Source organism: Actinophytocola xanthii (genome assembly GCF_001921205.1).
Classification (GTDB): Bacteria; Actinomycetota; Actinomycetes; order Mycobacteriales; family Pseudonocardiaceae; genus Actinophytocola; species Actinophytocola xanthii.
The window spans coordinates 88,374-104,941 of sequence record NZ_MSIE01000030.1; the positions used below are offsets into that span (position 1 = coordinate 88,374).

The following is a 16,568-nucleotide window of genomic DNA, read 5'->3' on the forward strand; positions in this document are numbered from 1 at the left end:
GGACATGTGGGAGGGATGGAACTCAGTTCGACTGGACGGCCACTGGACATCGCCTGGACATGGCTTGCCGGCGAGCGGTGTTCAGGGGCGGGGCCAGATGTCGAGGGAGGCGTAGTGGCGTTCGGCCGCGTCCCAGCTGGGTGCGGCGGGGGTGGGCAGGTAGGTACGGGTGTCCAGGGAGCGGGCGACCAGCTCCCGCATCGCCCACCGGTCGGGGAGGTCGGCGCCCAGGGCTCGGGCCTGGACCAGGACGTTGCCCAGCGCGGCCGACTCGACGGGGCCGGCGACCACCGGCAGGCCGCAGGCGTCCGCGGTCAGCGCGCAGAGCAGCTCGTTGTGGGTCCCGCCGCCGACGAGGTGCACGACCTCCAGGGGGCGGTCGGTCAGCTCGGCGAGGCCGCGGACCGCCCGGCGGTAGGCCATCGCGAGGCTCTCCAGTACACACCGGACCGTCTCGCCCGGCGTCGCCGGCGGGCGCTGGCCGGTGGCGGTGCAGGCCTCGGCGATCCGGGCCGGCATGTCGCCGGGCGGGAGGAACTCGGGCGCGTCGATGTCGACCAGCGGGCCGAAGGCGGGTGCCGCGGCCGCCGCGGCCAGCGCCGCCGGCAGGTCCACGGTGTTGCCGGCGGCCGCCCAGGTGCGCAGCGTCTCCGACAGCACCCACAGCCCCATGACGTTGCGCAGCAGCCGGACCGTGCCGTCCACCCCGGCCTCGTTGCTGAACCCGGCCAGCCTGGCTGGCTCGGTGAGCAGCGGCTCGGTCAGCTCCACCCCGACCAGCGACCAGGTTCCGGAGGAGATGAAGGCGAACGCGCTGTCCCGCCCGGCCGGCACGCCGAGCACGGCCGAGGCGGTGTCGTGCGAGCCCACCGCCACGACCGGCACCGGCGCCGCGGCGCCGATCTCCTCGGTCACCTCCGGCGTGGTCCGGCCGACCAGTTCGCCGGGGGAGCGCAGCGGCGGCAGCAGCCGGGGTGGGATGCCGACCCGTTCGGCGAGCCTGGTATCCCACTCCCGGCTCGTCGCGTCCAGCAGCCCGGTCGTGGAGGCGTTGGTCCGTTCGACGCCCACCGCGCCGGTCAACCAGTAGCCGAGCAGGTCGGGCAGCAGCAGCATCGTCTCCGCCGCTGCCAGCCGTGGACTGTCGCGTTCGGACACCAGCTGGTAGATCGTGTTGAACGGAAGCTCGCGCAGCCCGGTCACCCGGTACAGCTCCGCCGCGGACACCGTGGCGTGCAGGGCGTCGGCCACCCCGTCGGTGCGGGAGTCCCGGTAGCAGACGGGGTTCCCGAGCAGCGTGCCCTCGGCGTCGAGCAGACCGTAGTCGACGGCCCAGGAGTCGATCCCGATCCCGTCCACCGCTCCGGCGGCGCGCAGCCCCGCCAGCACCTCGCGGTGGATGCCGAGCACGTCCCAGAACAGGGTGCCGCCGGCCCGCACCGGCCCGTTGGGGAAGCGGTGCACCTCCTCCAGGCGCACTCCCGCCGGGCCCACCTCGCCGACCACGACCCGGCCGCTGGTCGCCCCGAGGTCGACGGCGGCCAGGCGCAGCGCGGCCGTCACGGCGCGACGACCGTGAGCTCCAGCCCGAGCAGGTCGGCGACCGCGGTCAGCTCGCCGACGCGGTGGCCGGTGCCCAGGGCCCAGTGGTGGCCCACACCCGAGGCCGACCATGCGTCGGTCCACTCGCCCGGGTCGCAGCCGAAGTCGACCCGCGAGGTGGTGTTGCCGATCCCCAGCAGCGGTCCGGGGACGACGGTGCCCTCGGCGGCGATCATCGTGAACGTGCCGTCGGCGCGCTGACCGAGGCCGAACGCGGTGACCGGCCCGTGCGCGACGTCGAACTCGACCGACACGCCCCAGCCGCGCTTGCCGTGCAGGACGTCGAGCCCGCGCAGCAGCGGCCGGCCCTGGCTGATCGCCAGGTGGGCCGGTCCGTCGTGGCCCATCTCGACGACGTTGTCGCGGAAGTTGAGCGCCTGGAACTCGGTGAACGAGCCACCGGCGCCGAGCCGGTCCAGGACCAGCATCGCGAGCGAGGTACGCAGCTCGAACTCGCCGCAGGCGGGGATGCCGCGCGCGGTGAGCAGCGACGCGCCCAGGATCAGGCCGGCGCCGACCCGCTCGTGGGTCTCCCCGTCGAGCCCGCGGTGGTAGTAGGCGAGCGAGTCCAGCCCGAAGTCCTCGACCAGCCGGTCCAGTGCGACCGAGACCCGGCAGGCCCAGCTCAGGTCCTCCTCGACGACGGAGGCGTCGAGGGTGAACAGCTCCCGCGCGAGGTCCACCCTGGCCGCGGTCTGCGCCTCGGTCGCCTTCTCGGCGCGGACCCGGACGTCGTCGATCTCGAGGATCTCGACGTGCCCGCCGAACTGGGCGGTGACCAGCGTGGGGTCGGTGGCGACGTCCATCATGCCGGGGTAGAGGTGGCCGAGCAGCCCGTGCCGGCCGTGGCGCAGGGCGGCACGGACGCCGGCCGCCCGCACCCACCGCTCGATCCGCGCCCAGGCCCGCTCGTCCTCGAGGTAGCCCGACACCGACCGGAACTCCACGCCGCAGCGGCGGAACGCGTTGGCCATCTCCGGCAGTGGACAGGCACCGCAGTAGGCGAGCCAGGCGCCGGTGTCGAACGTGGCGTGGTCCATCGCCTCGCTGGGCTGCAGGTTGATCAGCAGCACCGGCGCACCCGAGCGCTGGGCGACCGGCGCCAGCATCGAAGCGGTCATGTAGGTGGTGAGGAAGCCGACGATCAGGTCGCAGTCGGCGGCCCGCAGCCGCTCGGCGGCCGCCGCACCGTCGCGCTCGTCGGAGATGAACCCGACGTCGACGACCTCGCAGGAAAGCCCGCCGAGCCGGGCCGAGACCCGTTCGGCCGAGCGGCGCAGCTGGGGGAGCAGGTCGGGGAACTGGGGCCAGTAGGCGCCGAGACCGCCGGCGACCAGGCCGACCCGCGTCCTGCGCGGGGTGATCCTGGCGAGGGCGGCCGACGCCGGCCGGTCGAGCGTGTCGGTCATGACACTCCTTCCGGAAGGGGGTTCAGCGCAGGAACGCGGCGGCCACGCCCCCGTCGACCGGGACGTGCAGCCCGGTGGTCAACACGAGGTCCCCGGCGGTGAGCGCGACGACCGCGGCCGCCACGTGCTCGGGGAGGACCTCCCGCTTGAGCAGGGTGCGCTTGGCGTAGAAGGCACCCAGCTCGGACTCGGGCACGCCGTAGACGGCGGCGCGCTGCGCCCCCCAGCCCTTGGCGAAGATCCCCGAGCCCCGCACGACGCCGTCGGGGTTGATCCCGTTGACGCGGATGCCGTGCTCGCCGAGCTCCGCGGCGAGCAGCCGGACCTGGTGTGCCTGGTCGGCCTTGGCCGCGCCGTAGGCGAGGTTGTTGGGTCCGGCGAACACCGCGTTCTTCGAGGAGATGTAGACGATGTCGCCGCCCATGCCCTGCTCGACCATCACCCGCGCGGCGGCCTGGGAGACCAGGAAGGAGCCCTTGGCCATCACGTCGTGCTGGAGGTCCCAGTCCCGCTCGGTGGTCTCCAGCAGCGACTTCGAGATCGACAGGCCGGCGTTGTTGACCACCAGGTCGAGCCCGCCGAACGCCAGCGCGGCCGCGGCGACCGCCTCCCGGACGGCCTCGGCGTCGGTGACGTCGGCGGTGACCGCGAGGGCCCGGTCGGCCGACCCGATGCCCTCGGCGACGGCCTTCGCCGCCTCGGTGTCGAGGTCGGCGACGACCACGCAGGCACCCTCGGCGCCGAGACGCTCGGCCACCGCGCGGCCGATGCCCGAGCCGGCACCGGTCACCAGTGCGACGCGCCCGGCCAGCGGTGCCGGGGCCGGCATGCGTCGCAGCTTCGCCTCCTCCAGCGCCCAGTACTCGATGCGGAACTTCTCCCGCTCGTCGATCGGCTGGTACCGCGACACCGACTCGGCGCCGCGCATCACGTTGATCGCGTTGACGTAGAACTCGCCGGCGACCCGCGCGGTCTGCTTGTTCCGCCCGAAGGAGAACATGCCCACCCCCGGCACCAGCACGATCGCCGGGTCCGCACCGCGCATTGGCGGGCTGTCCGGCTCGGCGTGCCGCTCATAGTAGGCCCGGTACTCCGCGCGGTAGGCCTCGTGCAGCTCCCGCAGGCGGGCCGCGACCTCCTCGACCGGTGCCGTCGCCGGCAGGTCCACCACCAGCGGGCGCACCTTGGTCCGCAGGAAGTGGTCCGGGCAGGACGTGCCGAGCGCCGCGAGCGGGCCGAGCTTCTCCCTGGCCAGGAAGTCGAGCACGACCTCGCTGTCGGTGAAGTGGCCGACCTGGCGGCTGTCGGTCGAGGCGAGCCCGCGGATCACCGGTGCCAGCTCCGCGGCCCTGGCCCGGCGCTCCCGCGTCGGCAGCGCCTCGAACCCGGGGACGACGGGCCCGAAGGGCTCGGCCGCGCCGCGCTCGGCGAGGAAGCGCTCCGCGGTGCGGATGATGTCCAGCGAGTTGGCTTCGCACTCGGCGGAGGTGTCGCCCCACGCGGTGATCCCGTGCCCGCCGAGGATGACCCCGATCGCCTGGGGGTTGGCGGCCTTGACCGCGGCGATGTCCAGCCCGAGCTGGAAACCGGGGCGGCGCCAGTCGACCCAGGCGACGCGGTCGCCGAAGCACTCCCGCGTCAGCGCCCTGCCGTCGGCCGCGGTCGCGAGCGCGATGCCCGAGTCCGGGTGCAGGTGGTCGACGTGGGTCGCGTCGACCAGGCCGTGCATGGCCGTGTCGATCGACGGCGCCGCGCCGCCCCTGCCGTGCAGGCAGTAGTCGAACGCGGCGACCATCTCGTCCTCGCGCTCCACACCGGGGTAGACGTCGGTGAGCGCGCGCAGCCGGTCCAGCCGCAGCACGGCGAGCCCGGCCTCGGTCAGCGTGCCGAGGTCACCGCCCGACCCCTTCACCCACAGCAGCTCGACCGGCTTGTCGGTGACCGGGTCGGTCGCCGTGCCCTTCGCGGAGGTGTTGCCGCCGGCGAAGTTCGTGTTGCGCGGGTCGGCGCCCAGCGCGTTGCTCCTGGCCACCAGTTCGGCCGCGGGTTCGGTGCTCATGTCCCTCTTGTTCCTTGCTCCGGTATGGACGAACTACGCGCCCCAGCCCGCCTGGGCTCCCTCGGCGCGCTCCTCCTCGATCCTGCGCTGGTACCCGCTGCGCCGGTAGGCGCCGACCGGGTCGGGGTCGAGCCCGGCGTCGGCGCGGACCTCGGCCAGCAGCGGTCGGACGTCGGTGTTGTAGGCGTCCATCAGCACAGCGTTGGCCTCCAGCACGTCCCCCGCCCGCTGGGCGGTGGCGAGCGCGTCCCGGTCGACGAGCAGCGCCTTGGCCGTCGCCTCCTGCACGTTCATCACCGACCGGATCACGGCCGGGATCTTCTGCTCGATGTTGTGGCACTGGTCGAGCATGAACGCGATCCCGTAGGACGGGTCGAGCGCGTCCGCGCGGACGATCTCGTACATGATCCGGAACAGCTGGAACGGGTCGGCCGCGCCGACCATCAGGTCGTCGTCGGCGTAGAAGCGCGAGTTGAAGTCGAACGCGCCCAACCTGTTCTGGCGCAGCAGGAACGCCACTATGAACTCGATGTTCGTGCCGGGGGCGTGGTGGCCGGTGTCGATGCAGACCGTCGCCTTCGGACCGAGTTCGACGCAGTGCGCGTAGGACGTCCCCCAGTCCGGGATGTCGGTGGCGTAGAACGCCGGCTCGAACAGCTTGTACTCCAACAGGATCCGCTGCTCGTCGCCGAGCCGGTCGTAGGTCTCGCGCAGGGCGGCGGCGAGCCGGTCCTGGCGTTCGCGCAGGTCGTCCTGGCCGGGGTAGTTGATGCCGTCGGAGAACCAGAGCTTCAGGTCCCGCGATCCGGTGGCGTCCATGACGCCGATCGCGTCGAGCAGGTGGTCGGTCGCCTTGCGCCGGATGCCGGGGTCGGGGTTGGTGACCGAGCCGAGCTTGTAGTCGTCGTCCTGGAAGACGTTGGTGTTGATGGCGCCGATCCGCACGCCCAGGTCCTCGGCGTACCTGGTCAGCGCGCCGTAGTCGTCCACCCGGTCCCACGGGATGTGCAGCGCGACCGTTGGCGCGACACCGGTGTACTTGTGGACGGTCGCCGCGTCGGCGATCTTCTCCTCGGGCGAGCGCGGCACACCGGGCTGGGCGAACACCTTGAACCGGGTGCCGGAGTTCCCGTACGCCCAGGAGGGGGTCTCGATCGCCTGGCTCGCCAGGGATCGCTTCACAGCGGACAGGTCTGTCACGGGATCACGCCGTTTCGTCGTCTGGTCGGTGGGAGGATCTGGCGAGCTGCTCGTCCAGGTTGAACACCGGGGTCAGCAGGCGGAAGCCCTCGTCGGGCGGACGCCCGTCGATGCCGGCGAAGAACTCGGCCATCTCGGCCTGCCATCGCCGGTTCACGTCGGTCGCGGCCATCGCCGCCTGGGCCGCCTCGAGCGAGTCGGCCTCGACGTACCCGATCAGCAGGCCGTCCTCGTCGACGAACAGCGAGTAGTTGCGCCAGCCCGCGTCGCGCAGGGCGGTGAGCATCTCCGGCCACACCGCCCGGTGCCGTTCGGTGTACTCGGCCAACCGGTCGGGTCGGACCTGGAGGCGGAAGCAGTACCGAGCCATGGAGGGTCCTTCCCGGGGCGGCCGGGGTTCACCCGGCCGCCCCGCTCTCCCTTGGAAGGGACTAGAAGTCGAAGTCGTCGATGTTGTTCGCGTCGAACACGGTCGGCGGGCCGAGGACGATCTCACCGTCCGCGCCGATCTCGTACTCGCCGAGCTTGCCCGCCTCGAACTTCTCGCCCTCCTTGCCGGTGATCTGACCGGAGACAAGCGCGACGCCGGCGTAGGCGGCCAGGTAGCCGATGTCGGCCGGGTTCCACAGCGCGAACTCCTTGACCGTGCCGTCCTTGATGTACTCCCGCATCTGGTTCGGCGTACCGAGGCCGGTGATCGCGACCTTGCCCTTGTAGTTGGAGGAGCTGACGTAGCGGGAGGCCGCGGCGATGCCGACGGTGGTCGGCGAGACGATCACCTTGAGGTTCGGGTAGGACTGCAGCAGGCCCTGGGCCTCCTGGAAGGACTTCTGGTCCTCGTCGTTCCCGTAGGCGATCTTCACCAGCTTCAGGTCCTTGTTCTCCGGCTTCGCCAGCTCGGTCTTCATCACGTCGATCCAGGCGTTCTGGTTGGTGGCGTTCGCGGTCGCCGAGAGGATCGCGATCTCGCCCGAGCCGCCGGCGAGCTTGCTCGCCATCTCGACGAGCTTCTCGCCGATGCCCTGGGTCGTGGCCTGGTTGATGAACACGTCGCGGCAGTCCTTGGCCGCGTCCGAGTCGAACGCGACGACCTTGATGCCGGAGCTGCGGGCCTGGTTGAGCGACGGGCAGACCGCGTTCGGGTCGTTGGCGGCGATGCCGATGACGTCCTGCTGCTGCTGGATCAGCGTGTTGATGTAGCTGACCTGGGAGGACGCGCTGGCGTCGTTCGGGCCGACGAGCTTGTACTCGCCCTTGAGCTCACCCAGCGCCTCCTCACCCCCGCTGACCTCGATGTCGCTGTAGGGGTTGTTGAGCTGCTTGGGCAGGAACGCCATCTTGACGCCCTCCTGCAGCTCGGCCTCGGGGTCGGCGGTCCCGGTTGCCTGCGAGCCGCCGCCCTGGTCGTCGGAGGAGTCGTTCTTGGTCGTCCCACCGCACGCGGTGAGCGCGACGGCCAGTGAGGCCGCCGACAGGAGTGCGGTGAGGACGCGAGTGGTCCGGAATCGGGACATCGATGTCGCCTTTCTCGACGCGGGGACGTCTGGGGGATCGGTCAGGGTCAGGGCGCTGGAGGAGTCGCTGGTTGGGGGATCGGGGTTCGCCGCAGCCGCCTGCGTTGCGCGGCGGTGCGGACCGAGCGGCTGATGTTGGGCAGCAGCACGGAGACGATCAGGAGTGCGCCGGTCACGATGTTGAGCGCCTCGTTGGTCACGTCCTCGAGGCGCAGCGCGTTCTGCAGGGTCGCCAGCAGCAGCACGCCGGCGAGCACGCCGGGCATGGTGCCCCTGCCGCCGAAGATCGACACGCCGCCGAGGAGCACAGCGGCGACGACGGCGAGCTCCAGTCCGAGGCCGTTGTCCGCCCGGGCGCTGGAGTAACGCAGGGTCCACAGCACACCGGCAAGACCGGCGACCGCGCCGCTCGCCACGAACAGCCAGAACTTCAGCCGGTCCACCCGGACGCCGGAGAACCGGGCGGCCTGCTCGCCGGCACCGGCCGCGAACACGGCCCGGCCGACCGGGGTCGCATGCAGGACCACGGTGAAGACCGCGGCGAGGAGCAGCAGGGGGAGCAGGACGTTGGGTATCGCGGTGTCTGCGACGGTCCCGGTGACCCACGTGGTGAACACCACCGGGAAGTCGGCCACCGCCGACTCACCGAGCACGACCAGCGCGAGCCCGCGGAACAGGGCGAGCGTGCCGATCGTGACCGCCAGCGAGGGCAGCCTGAACACGGTCACGAACACCCCGTTCACCGCACCGAGCACCGCGCCGAGCAGGACGCACAGCGGAATGATCGTCTCGATCGCCATCCCGCTGTTCCACAGCGAGCCCATCACCGCGGAGGTGAGGCCGAGCGTGCTGGCCACCGACAGGTCGATCTCGCCGGTCACGATGATCAGCGTCATCGGCAGCGCCAGCAGCGCGATCGGCAGCAGGTCCAGCACCATGAAGGTGACGTTGTTGCTGGTGCCGAACCCGTCCACAGCGGCGGCGGCGACGACCAGGGCCACCACCGCCACCAGGATGACGGCACCGTCCCAGCTGGCCAGCCGGGTGAACGACCCGCGCAGGCGGTTCTCGCTACCGGACATGGGAGTTCCTCTTCTTCAGCGCTCGGGCGGTGCGTGCGGCGACCAGCCGGTCCACCCCGATGGCGAACAGGATCAGCGCGCCGACGATGGCGTTCTGCCAGAACTGGTTGATGTCGAGTACGGCCAGGGAGTTGCCGATGACGGTGAGCAGCAGCGCGCCGAGCGCCGCTCCCCAGACGGTGCCGCTGCCGCCGAACACGGCGACGCCGCCGACCACTGCCGCGGCGACGACCTCGAGCTCGTCGCCGGTGCCCGCGGCCGCGTCGATCGTGCCGAACCGGATCGCGAACAGCACGCCGGCGAGCCCGGCGAGCGCACCGCTGACCGTGAAGGCGCCGAGGAGGTTGCGGCCGACACTGATCCCCGCGAGCATCGCGGCCTCCGGGTTGGAGCCCATCGCGTACAGTTCGCGGCCCACCCGGTAGTTCCGCAGCAACACCCCGGCCGCCACGGTGACCAGCAGCGCGATGAGCACCAGCCACGGCACGCCGAGCAGGGTCTCGTTGGCGAACGACAGGAACGAGCGCGGCAGCTCGTCCGCGGTGATCTGCTGACCGCCCGCCCAGAGGTAGGTCACGCCGCGGAACATGTAGAGCGTGCCGAGGGTGACCACCAGCGCCGGCACCTGCCCGTAGCGGACCAGCACCGCGTTCACCATCCCGCAGACCCCGCCGATCGCCATGCCCAGCAGCAGCGCGAACGGCAGCGGCAGCCCGGGGTTGTCCTGGACCACCGTCCCGACCGCGAACGCGGTCAGGCCGAGCACCGAGCCGACCGAGAGGTCGATGTTGCGGGTGACGATCACGATCGTCTGGCCGACCGCGAGCACGGCCAGGATCGACGCGCCGAGCAGGATGTCCCGCACGCTCTGGGCGGACAGGAACCGCGGGTTGGCGATCGTGGTGTACGCGACGAGGATGGCGAGAGCCACCACGATTCCCAGCTCGCGCGCCCGCAGGACCGCGGCCAGCGGATTACGCCCCGAGGACCCGGACGAGGAGGCGGCACTGCCCGCGGGGCGGGTGCGCACCGTGCTCATGTGTTGGCCTCCTGACCCATGGCTGCGAACATGATCGACTCCTCGGTCGCCCGCGGGCGGGGGATGTCCGCGGCGATCCGCCCCTCGCGCATGACCAGCACGCGGTCGGCCATGCCGAGCACCTCGGGCAGCTCGGAGGACACCATCAGCACCGCGACACCCTCCGCGGCGAGCGTGGACATCAACCGGTGCACCTCGGCCTTGGTCCCCACGTCGATGCCGCGGGTTGGCTCGTCGACGATGAGCACGCGCGGGGACGTGGACAGCCACTTGGCCAGCACGACCTTCTGCTGGTTGCCGCCCGAGAGCGTGCCGACCGGGTCGGTGAGCCGGCCGTACCTGGTCCGCAGCCGCTCGGTCCACCGACCGGCCTCACGGCGCTCCCCGCCGCCGCCCAGCAGGCCGAGCCTGGCGAGCGCGCCCGCGCGGGGGAGCGTGACGTTGCGCTGGATCGACAGGTCCATCACCAGGCCCTGCTGGCGCCGGTCCTCGGGAACGAGCGCCATCCCGGCGGCCATCGCCGACCTCGGGTCGCCCGGCCGTACCCGTTTTCCGTTCACCCGGACAGCTCCCGAGTCCCGTCCGTCCACACCAAACACCGCTTGTACCACTTCGGACCGTCCGGATCCGACCAGACCGGCGAGCGCGACGATCTCCCCCGCGCGAACGGTGAACGACACGTCGCGGAAGACGCCCTCCCTGGACAGGTCCTCGACCTCGAGCACGACGGCGCCCGGTTCGACGTCCTGCTTGGGAAACAGCGCGTCGAGGTCGCGGCCGACCATGCGACGGACCATCTCGTCCACGGTGAGGTCGCGGACGAGGTCGGTGGAGACGTGCGCGCCGTCGCGCATGATGGTCACCCGCTCGCAGAGCTCGGTGATCTCCTCGAAGCGGTGGGAGATGAACAGGACGGCAGCGCCCTCGTCGCGCAACGTCCGCACCACGGCGAACAACCGCTCGACCTCCACAGCGGACAGAGCGGCGGTCGGCTCGTCCATGATCAGCACGCTGGCACTGCCGCCGATCGCCTTGGCGATCTCGACGATCTGCTGGTCGGCGATCGACAGGCCGCGGGCGGGCCGCTCCGGGTCGATGCGCACGCCGAGCCGGGAGAACAGCTCGGCCGCCTCGCGGCGGACCCGGCCCCGGTCGATGGCGCCGAACCGCCCGCGCGGCTGACGGCCCATCGCGATGTTCTCGGCGACGGACAGATCGGGGAACAGGGTGGGTTCCTGGTAGATCACCGCGATCCCGGCCGCCTTGGCGTCGGCGGGGCCGGCGAACGCGGCCTCCTCGCCGGACACGAGCAGCGTGCCGGTGTCCGGTTGGTGCACACCGGCCAGCATCTTCACGATCGTCGACTTGCCGGCGCCGTTCTCGCCGACCAGCGCGTGGACCTCGCCGGGGTACAGCGGGAAGGAGCAGCCGCGGACGGCAGCCACGGCGCTGAAGGACTTGGCGACGTCGCGAACCTCCAGCAGCGGAGTGGCGTCCTGCCGCGTCATCGCGGCACCTCCCGGTGAATGAAAGGTTTCAATTGAGCTGTCCGGAACGTATATGTCCCCCGTCACAACCGTCAAGACACGGGCGGCTAACGGTTGCGTTGTACCAGCTCTACCGATTCCCGATCACGCAACGCTAGACTTCGGCCGGTCTGCGTAACGTTTCAACGAGGGGCGGCGGGAGATGGTGGCGTCCGGCGAGCACCGCGCGGTGAGCGTGCGGGATGTCGCCGCGCTGGCCAAGGTGTCGCTCGGCACGGTCTCGAACGTGCTGAACCACCCGGAGGCGGTCAGCGCCGCCACCCAGGCCAGGGTGCAGGCGGCGATGGCGGAGCTGGGGTTCGTGCGCAACGAGTCGGCCCGGCAGCTGCGGGCGGGTCGCAGCCGGACCCTCGGCTACGTGATGCTCGACGGGAGCAACCCGTTCTTCACCGACGTCGCGCGGGGCATCGAGGAGGAGGCCGAGGCCAACGACCTGTCGCTGTACATGTGCAACAGCGACAACCGCGCCGAGCGGGAGCTGTCCTACCTGAGCAGGCTGGAGCAGCAGCGGGTGCAGGGCATCCTGATCACTCCGTCCGACGCGAACGCCCCGATCCTGGACGAGCTGCCCCGGCGCGGCACCCCGCTGGTGATCGTCGACCGCACGCGCGAGGCGGACACCCACTGCTCGGTGGCCGTGGACGACGTGCTGGGCGGGGAGCTGGCGGTGGACCACCTCGTCGAGCTGGGGCACGAACGGATTGCGTTCGTCGGCGGACCGACCTCCATCGGCCAGGTCCGCGAACGCCGGGAGGGGGCGTTCAAGGCGCTCGCCAAGGCCGGGCTCGACCCGGACCGGCTCGTCGAGGTCGAGACGAACGGGCTGACGGTCGCCGAGGGGCGCGGCGCGGGGGAGCGGCTGGCCGGCCTGCCCGTCCGCGGCCGGCCCAGCGCGGTGTTCTGCGCCAACGACCTGCTCGCGCTCGGCCTGCTCCAGCAGTGCGTCAGCATGCGGATCCGGGTGCCCGAGGACCTCGCGATCGTGGGGTACGACGACATCGAGTTCGCCAGCGCCGCCGCGGTCCCGCTGACCTCGGTCCGCCAGCCCCGCCGCCAGCTCGGGCGCACCGCCGCGGCGCTGCTGCTGCGCGAGACGCGCGACCGGGACCACCGCCACGAGAAGGTGCTGTTCACCCCCGAACTGGTAGTCCGCAGGTCGACCCGGAGCTAGGTACAGCTAGGGCGCGTCACTGGCCGCCGAGGCGCGCGGCCAGCCGCTGCGCCTCGAGCCGGGTGAACCCGTCCGTGCCACCGGAGATCGTTGTCGTCCCGCCGGTCACGGCCTCCCTGATCTCCGGCGCGGAGACCACCTCGGTGTCCACCAGGAACGCCACCTGCCGCCCCACGGCGTCGGCGGTGAAGTCCGCCCAGACCGTGCTCCCGGTGGACGTGAACGTCACGTCGACCACGTAGCCGGTGCCGCTCTCCTCCCGCCTTGCCTCGGCGCGGGCGATCTCCTCACCGGTCAGCAGCACCGGCTCGAGGACGTAGACCACCGCGTCGTCCTGGTCGCAGGCCACCAGCGGGAGGGCGGGGTCGTCCTGGCCCCGCAGGGGGTCCTGGGCGGCGCAGTCCATCGCGTCGGCGGCGGCCTGGACGGCGAGGAGGTCGTCGACGTCGAACCGCTGCCGCGAGGGCTCGGCCGGTGCGGTGCCAATGGGTGACGGCGTCGCTGAGGCCGACGCCGATGCCGATGCCGATGCCGACGCTGAGGCCGACGCGGAGGTTGATGGCGTGGCGGAGGCCGATGCGGAGGCTGATGGCGTGGCGGAGGGTGGAGCCGTCGGATATGGAGCCGGCGGGTACGTCGAGGACGGCGGGGCCGCCTGGTCGGCGGGGACGGTGTGGAGCACCGGGCGGAACCGCACCGAGGCGGGCTCCGGGGCCTCCTCCGCCTCCCCGCGCCGGTCGACGGTACAGGCGGTCAGGCCGGCGACCAGGCCCGCGAGCACGGTCGCCGCCAGCAGCCGGCGTACCGGTGGTGTCGTTCCGGTCATGTCACATCCCCAGGTTCGCGGTGTCCTCACCCCCGCATGCCTGGGAAACGTAACGGCGTGGCGGCCGATCCGCGACTGCCGGACGGGGGACGGCCGCGAGGACGCCGTCACCGGCGGTGCGAGGAGGTCACCGGTGACGGCGGCCCGCGGGCCGCGCCACCCCGACGGGTGGCGTTGTCCGATCATGGGGTACCAGGCGAGGGCCGCCTCAGTAGCCGATACGGAACGTCGCGTCGGCCCGGTCGGTGGCGGTGCTGACCGGGTCGACGCGGAGCAGGTAGCCCGCGTGCCGGAGGTGGCGGTCGGGGAGGTTGTGCGAGCGGAACGAGGTCCATGCCGCGTCGGCCAGGCCGGCGACGCGGTGGAAGGTGGCGTCGGCGGCGAAGCCCGTGCTGCCGTCGTTCGCGGCGAGGCCGACCGCGTAGTTGGCGTGGCGGAGGTAGCGGTCGGGGTAGTTGACCGAGCGGAAGGAGACCCCCGCCGGGTCGGCCAGCCCGGGGACCAGGCGCCACTGGGAGTCCTGGTACGGGTCGAACGGGTAGGGGTCGATCCGCCCGACGTTGTCGGCGTGGCGGACCAGCCGGTCGGGGAAGTTGAACGACTTGACCCGGTTCCAGTCCGGTGCGCCCCAGCGGGACAGCAGGGCGGCGTGTTCGGCCGCGGTGATCGGGCAGATCGTGGGGTGCTTGGCGTTGAGCGGCTGGGTGTACTGCGCCTTGGTCAGCGCGCTCCAGGCGTCCTGGCTGATGTCACCGCTGCGCCAGGCGTACAGCTCGCCGTTGACCGGGGAGTACGAGTCGCCCCACAGGAACCACTCGTTGCGGTCGTTGGCCTTGACGATGATCGGCGCCTCGATCCCGCCGCTGACCACCCCGCCGGTGTAGGTGGTGAAGCTGCGCGGGTTGAGCGTGCTCGAGCGGGCACCGTAGAGCCGGCCGTCGACGAAGCTCTTGTAGTACAGGTAGTTCACGCCGTTTCCGAGGTGGACCGTCCCGTCCAGGACGTTGAACCCGGGGTCGAAGAAGAGCTGTGGGCTGCCGACCGAGACGAAGTCGGTGGTGTAGTTCACCCAGAACCCGTCGCGTCCACCGCTGTTGGCCGAGTAGATGATGCCGTAGCTGCCCCGTGCTGCGTCCCAGAACGCTTCGGGAGCCCAGGTGTGGGTGGGCATGGTGTGCATCCGCAGTCTCCGGTACCCGGTGAACGAGCGCAGGTCCGCGGAGTCCCAGGCGTGGATGTACTGGTTCTGCTGGGTGAAGTCCGTGCCGTTGAGATCGGTGGCCAGGACCACGAACCCGCCGGTCTGCTTGCGCATGATGAACGGGTCACGCAGCCCGCCGGTGCCGGCCGTGGGGGTCGCGACGGGGTTGTTCCCGTTCAGCGGGGTCCAGTTCAGACCGTCGGTGCTGATCGCGAGGTGCAGTGCGTAACGGTCGCCCAGCCGGTTGGGCGACTCGGTGAAGTAGCCCATGACGTAGGCGGCGTCGCCGGGTGCGGCCGCGGCCGTCCCGTTCCCGACACCGGCCCGGGCCAGTGCCGCGGTGGCCAGCCCGCCGGCCAGCAGGGTGCGTCGTCGCAGCTGCATGTGTCGTCCAGTCTTCGCTCGTGGTTCGGGACGGAGGGGTGACGGGCGAGGGCGGCCCGGAGGAAGCCGCCCCCGCCCCCCGCGGGGCGCCGTTGACCCGCGGACGATCAGCCGGCGGGCTCGCCCGAGGGCGCCGCCAGCGGCGTGCCGAGCCGGACCGGGGTACCGAAGTTGGGCGTGCCGTCGGCATTCCAGGTGAACCGCTGGGCCCGGGTGGACCTGTTCATGTCGCAGCCGCCGCTCGCCGAGTCGTTGGCGTGGTAGACGATCCAGTCCTCCGTGCCGTCCGGCGAGGTGAAGAAGCCGTTGTGGCCGGGCGCGAACACCCCGTTGGCGTCGTTGCGTTGGAACACCGGGTTGGGCGACTTGGTCCAGTGCGCCCGGTTGAGCGGGTCGCTGCCGGTGAGCGTGAGCAGGCCCAGCTTGTAGTCCGGGCCCCAGCAGGCGCTGGCCGAGTACACCAGCATCGTGCGTCCGTTGTGGTACAGCGGCTCGGCGCCCTCGTTGACCGGGGCGGTCTGCCGCTCCCAGGCAAGGGTGGGCTGGCTGATCGTCCGGCGCGCGCCGCTGATCGTGTACGGGTTGCTCAGCGGGGTGATCGTGAGGCTCTGCGTGCCGTCCATGGCGCTGCCGAGCAGGTACAGCGCTCCGTTGTGCCTCAGGATGCTCGGGTCCAGCTCCCAGGTGTTCCCGAGGTCGGCCTTGAAGTGGTACGGGCCCATCGGGTTGGTGCCGTCGCTCTCCAGCACGTGCAGCCGTTGGGTGGGGTTGTAGTCCTGGACGTTCTGCCCCGCGACGTAGTACAGGTACCAGCGCCCGTTGATCAGGTGGAACTCCGGTGCCCACATGTTGCAGCACCCGTTGGGCCGGCCGGACAGGTTGAACACCACGGTGTCCTGCGCGGCGGCCAGGCCGCCGAGCGTGCGCGACCGGCGCATGGTGATCGTGGAGTTCCAGGTCGTCGTGGCCAGGTAGTAGTACCCGTTGTAGTGCTGGAGCCACGGATCCGGGCCGTTGCGCTTGATGGGGTTGGTGAACGTGGCGGCGGCCACTCGGTCATCGTCGCCGACGGTGCCGGCGGCCGCGCTGGCCGCCGCCGGTAGGGTCGGGGCGAGCGTGGCGACAAGCGCGGTCACCACCGCGGCGAGCTCGACGCGGCGGCGGGCGGGTGAACGCCGGCGCCCGTTGGTAGAGATCATGGTTTCCTCCCTGCGACGCTGCACGGGACGGGGTTCGATCGCCTCGACCCGCGGCGCGACCGCGCGGCGCTGTCCGAAGTGGATCCGCAGGGCAGCGTGCGCGGCTCGGTGCACCGGTTGGGAACGAGGAGCGGGGCCGCGGGAGCAGGGGGTTGGACGGCGGCCTGATCGACTTTCCAACTCTGGTGTTAACGCTAACACGCGATTCCCGGCGCGACAACCGAAAGTTTTCGACGTCCGGCAGTTTTCCTCCACTGCGGCAACAATCGCTGTTCGGGAGGTAGCTGTTCGGCTGTTAGCGACAACAAGATCCCTTGTGGTGCTTGCCCTTTCCG

At 71.5% G+C, this 16,568-nt stretch carries 13 protein-coding genes; 1 reads left to right on the plus strand and 12 read right to left on the minus strand.

What is annotated here, in order from left to right; genetic code table 11:
- Window positions 1-81: 81 nt before the first annotated feature.
- From BU204_RS17315 to BU204_RS17355, 9 genes are all read right to left on the minus strand, one after another.
- Window positions 82-1,563, minus strand: coding sequence for a rhamnulokinase (locus BU204_RS17315; protein WP_233160379.1), 1,482 nt, complete (start codon window positions 1,561-1,563; stop codon window positions 82-84).
- Window positions 1,560-3,011: an L-fucose/L-arabinose isomerase family protein gene (locus tag BU204_RS17320; RefSeq protein WP_075126723.1), complete on the minus strand. Its 1,452-nt coding sequence runs from the start codon at window positions 3,009-3,011 to the stop codon at window positions 1,560-1,562. Before BU204_RS17320 ends, BU204_RS17315 begins: the two co-directional genes overlap by 4 nt.
- Window positions 3,012-3,033: 22 nt before the next feature.
- The gene (locus BU204_RS17325; RefSeq protein WP_075126724.1) at window positions 3,034-5,070 is read right to left on the minus strand and encodes a bifunctional rhamnulose-1-phosphate aldolase/short-chain dehydrogenase; all 2,037 of its coding nucleotides are present in this window, start codon (window positions 5,068-5,070) and stop codon (window positions 3,034-3,036) included.
- Between the two features lie 33 nt (window positions 5,071-5,103).
- Window positions 5,104-6,270, minus strand: a complete 1,167-nt coding sequence (rhaI, locus tag BU204_RS17330; protein ID WP_075126725.1) for an L-rhamnose isomerase — start codon at window positions 6,268-6,270, stop codon at window positions 5,104-5,106.
- A 4-nt stretch (window positions 6,271-6,274) separates the two neighbouring features.
- Entirely contained in the window at window positions 6,275-6,640 is a 366-nt protein-coding gene (locus BU204_RS17335) for an L-rhamnose mutarotase (RefSeq protein ID WP_075126726.1), read from the minus strand.
- 61 nt (window positions 6,641-6,701) lie between these two features.
- Window positions 6,702-7,784, minus strand: a complete 1,083-nt coding sequence (gene rhaS, locus BU204_RS17340; protein WP_075126727.1) for a rhamnose ABC transporter substrate-binding protein — start codon at window positions 7,782-7,784, stop codon at window positions 6,702-6,704.
- Between the two features lie 47 nt (window positions 7,785-7,831).
- On the minus strand, window positions 7,832-8,866 hold the full coding sequence (locus BU204_RS17345) for an ABC transporter permease (RefSeq protein ID WP_075126728.1): 1,035 nt from the start codon (window positions 8,864-8,866) through the stop codon (window positions 7,832-7,834).
- A complete protein-coding gene (locus tag BU204_RS17350) occupies window positions 8,856-9,905 on the minus strand; it encodes an ABC transporter permease (protein ID WP_075126729.1) in 1,050 nt (349 codons plus the stop codon). Before BU204_RS17350 ends, BU204_RS17345 begins: the two co-directional genes overlap by 11 nt.
- Window positions 9,902-11,413: a sugar ABC transporter ATP-binding protein gene (locus BU204_RS17355; protein ID WP_075126730.1), complete on the minus strand. Its 1,512-nt coding sequence runs from the start codon at window positions 11,411-11,413 to the stop codon at window positions 9,902-9,904. The genes BU204_RS17350 and BU204_RS17355 overlap by 4 nt, the downstream gene beginning before the upstream one ends.
- Before the next feature lie 181 nt (window positions 11,414-11,594).
- Here BU204_RS17355 and BU204_RS17360 point away from each other — a divergent pair, with 181 nt between their 5' ends.
- Window positions 11,595-12,623: a LacI family DNA-binding transcriptional regulator gene (locus BU204_RS17360; RefSeq protein WP_075126731.1), complete on the plus strand. Its 1,029-nt coding sequence runs from the start codon at window positions 11,595-11,597 to the stop codon at window positions 12,621-12,623.
- A 16-nt stretch (window positions 12,624-12,639) separates the two neighbouring features.
- Here BU204_RS17360 and BU204_RS17365 read toward each other — a convergent pair whose 3' ends face one another.
- The 3 genes from BU204_RS17365 to BU204_RS17375 form a co-directional block, all read right to left on the minus strand.
- Entirely contained in the window at window positions 12,640-13,449 is an 810-nt protein-coding gene (locus BU204_RS17365) for a SecDF P1 head subdomain-containing protein (protein ID WP_075126732.1), read from the minus strand.
- 208 nt (window positions 13,450-13,657) lie between these two features.
- The gene (locus BU204_RS17370) at window positions 13,658-15,034 is read right to left on the minus strand and encodes a glycoside hydrolase family 43 protein (RefSeq protein WP_075126733.1); all 1,377 of its coding nucleotides are present in this window, start codon (window positions 15,032-15,034) and stop codon (window positions 13,658-13,660) included.
- A 107-nt stretch (window positions 15,035-15,141) separates the two neighbouring features.
- A complete protein-coding gene (locus BU204_RS17375) occupies window positions 15,142-16,233 on the minus strand; it encodes a glycoside hydrolase family 43 protein (protein ID WP_233160380.1) in 1,092 nt (363 codons plus the stop codon).
- Window positions 16,234-16,568 lie beyond the last annotated feature (335 nt).

Bases quoted from the DNA above. Each gene is read 5' to 3' on its own strand.
- BU204_RS17375 (WP_233160380.1), bottom strand. From the start codon at position 16,233: ATGATCTCTACCAACGGGCGCCGGCGTTCACCCGCCCGCCGCCGCGTC.
- BU204_RS17320 (WP_075126723.1), bottom strand. From the start codon at position 3,011: ATGACCGACACGCTCGACCGGCCGGCGTCGGCCGCCCTCGCCAGGATC.
- BU204_RS17325 (WP_075126724.1), bottom strand. From the start codon at position 5,070: ATGAGCACCGAACCCGCGGCCGAACTGGTGGCCAGGAGCAACGCGCTG.
- BU204_RS17370 (WP_075126733.1), bottom strand. From the start codon at position 15,034: ATGCAGCTGCGACGACGCACCCTGCTGGCCGGCGGGCTGGCCACCGCG.
- BU204_RS17350 (WP_075126729.1), bottom strand. From the start codon at position 9,905: ATGAGCACGGTGCGCACCCGCCCCGCGGGCAGTGCCGCCTCCTCGTCC.
- BU204_RS17335 (WP_075126726.1), bottom strand. From the start codon at position 6,640: ATGGCTCGGTACTGCTTCCGCCTCCAGGTCCGACCCGACCGGTTGGCC.
- BU204_RS17355 (WP_075126730.1), bottom strand. From the start codon at position 11,413: ATGACGCGGCAGGACGCCACTCCGCTGCTGGAGGTTCGCGACGTCGCC.
- BU204_RS17345 (WP_075126728.1), bottom strand. From the start codon at position 8,866: ATGTCCGGTAGCGAGAACCGCCTGCGCGGGTCGTTCACCCGGCTGGCC.
- BU204_RS17360 (WP_075126731.1), top strand. From the start codon at position 11,595: ATGGTGGCGTCCGGCGAGCACCGCGCGGTGAGCGTGCGGGATGTCGCC.
- BU204_RS17365 (WP_075126732.1), bottom strand. From the start codon at position 13,449: ATGACCGGAACGACACCACCGGTACGCCGGCTGCTGGCGGCGACCGTG.
- rhaS (WP_075126727.1), bottom strand. From the start codon at position 7,784: ATGTCCCGATTCCGGACCACTCGCGTCCTCACCGCACTCCTGTCGGCG.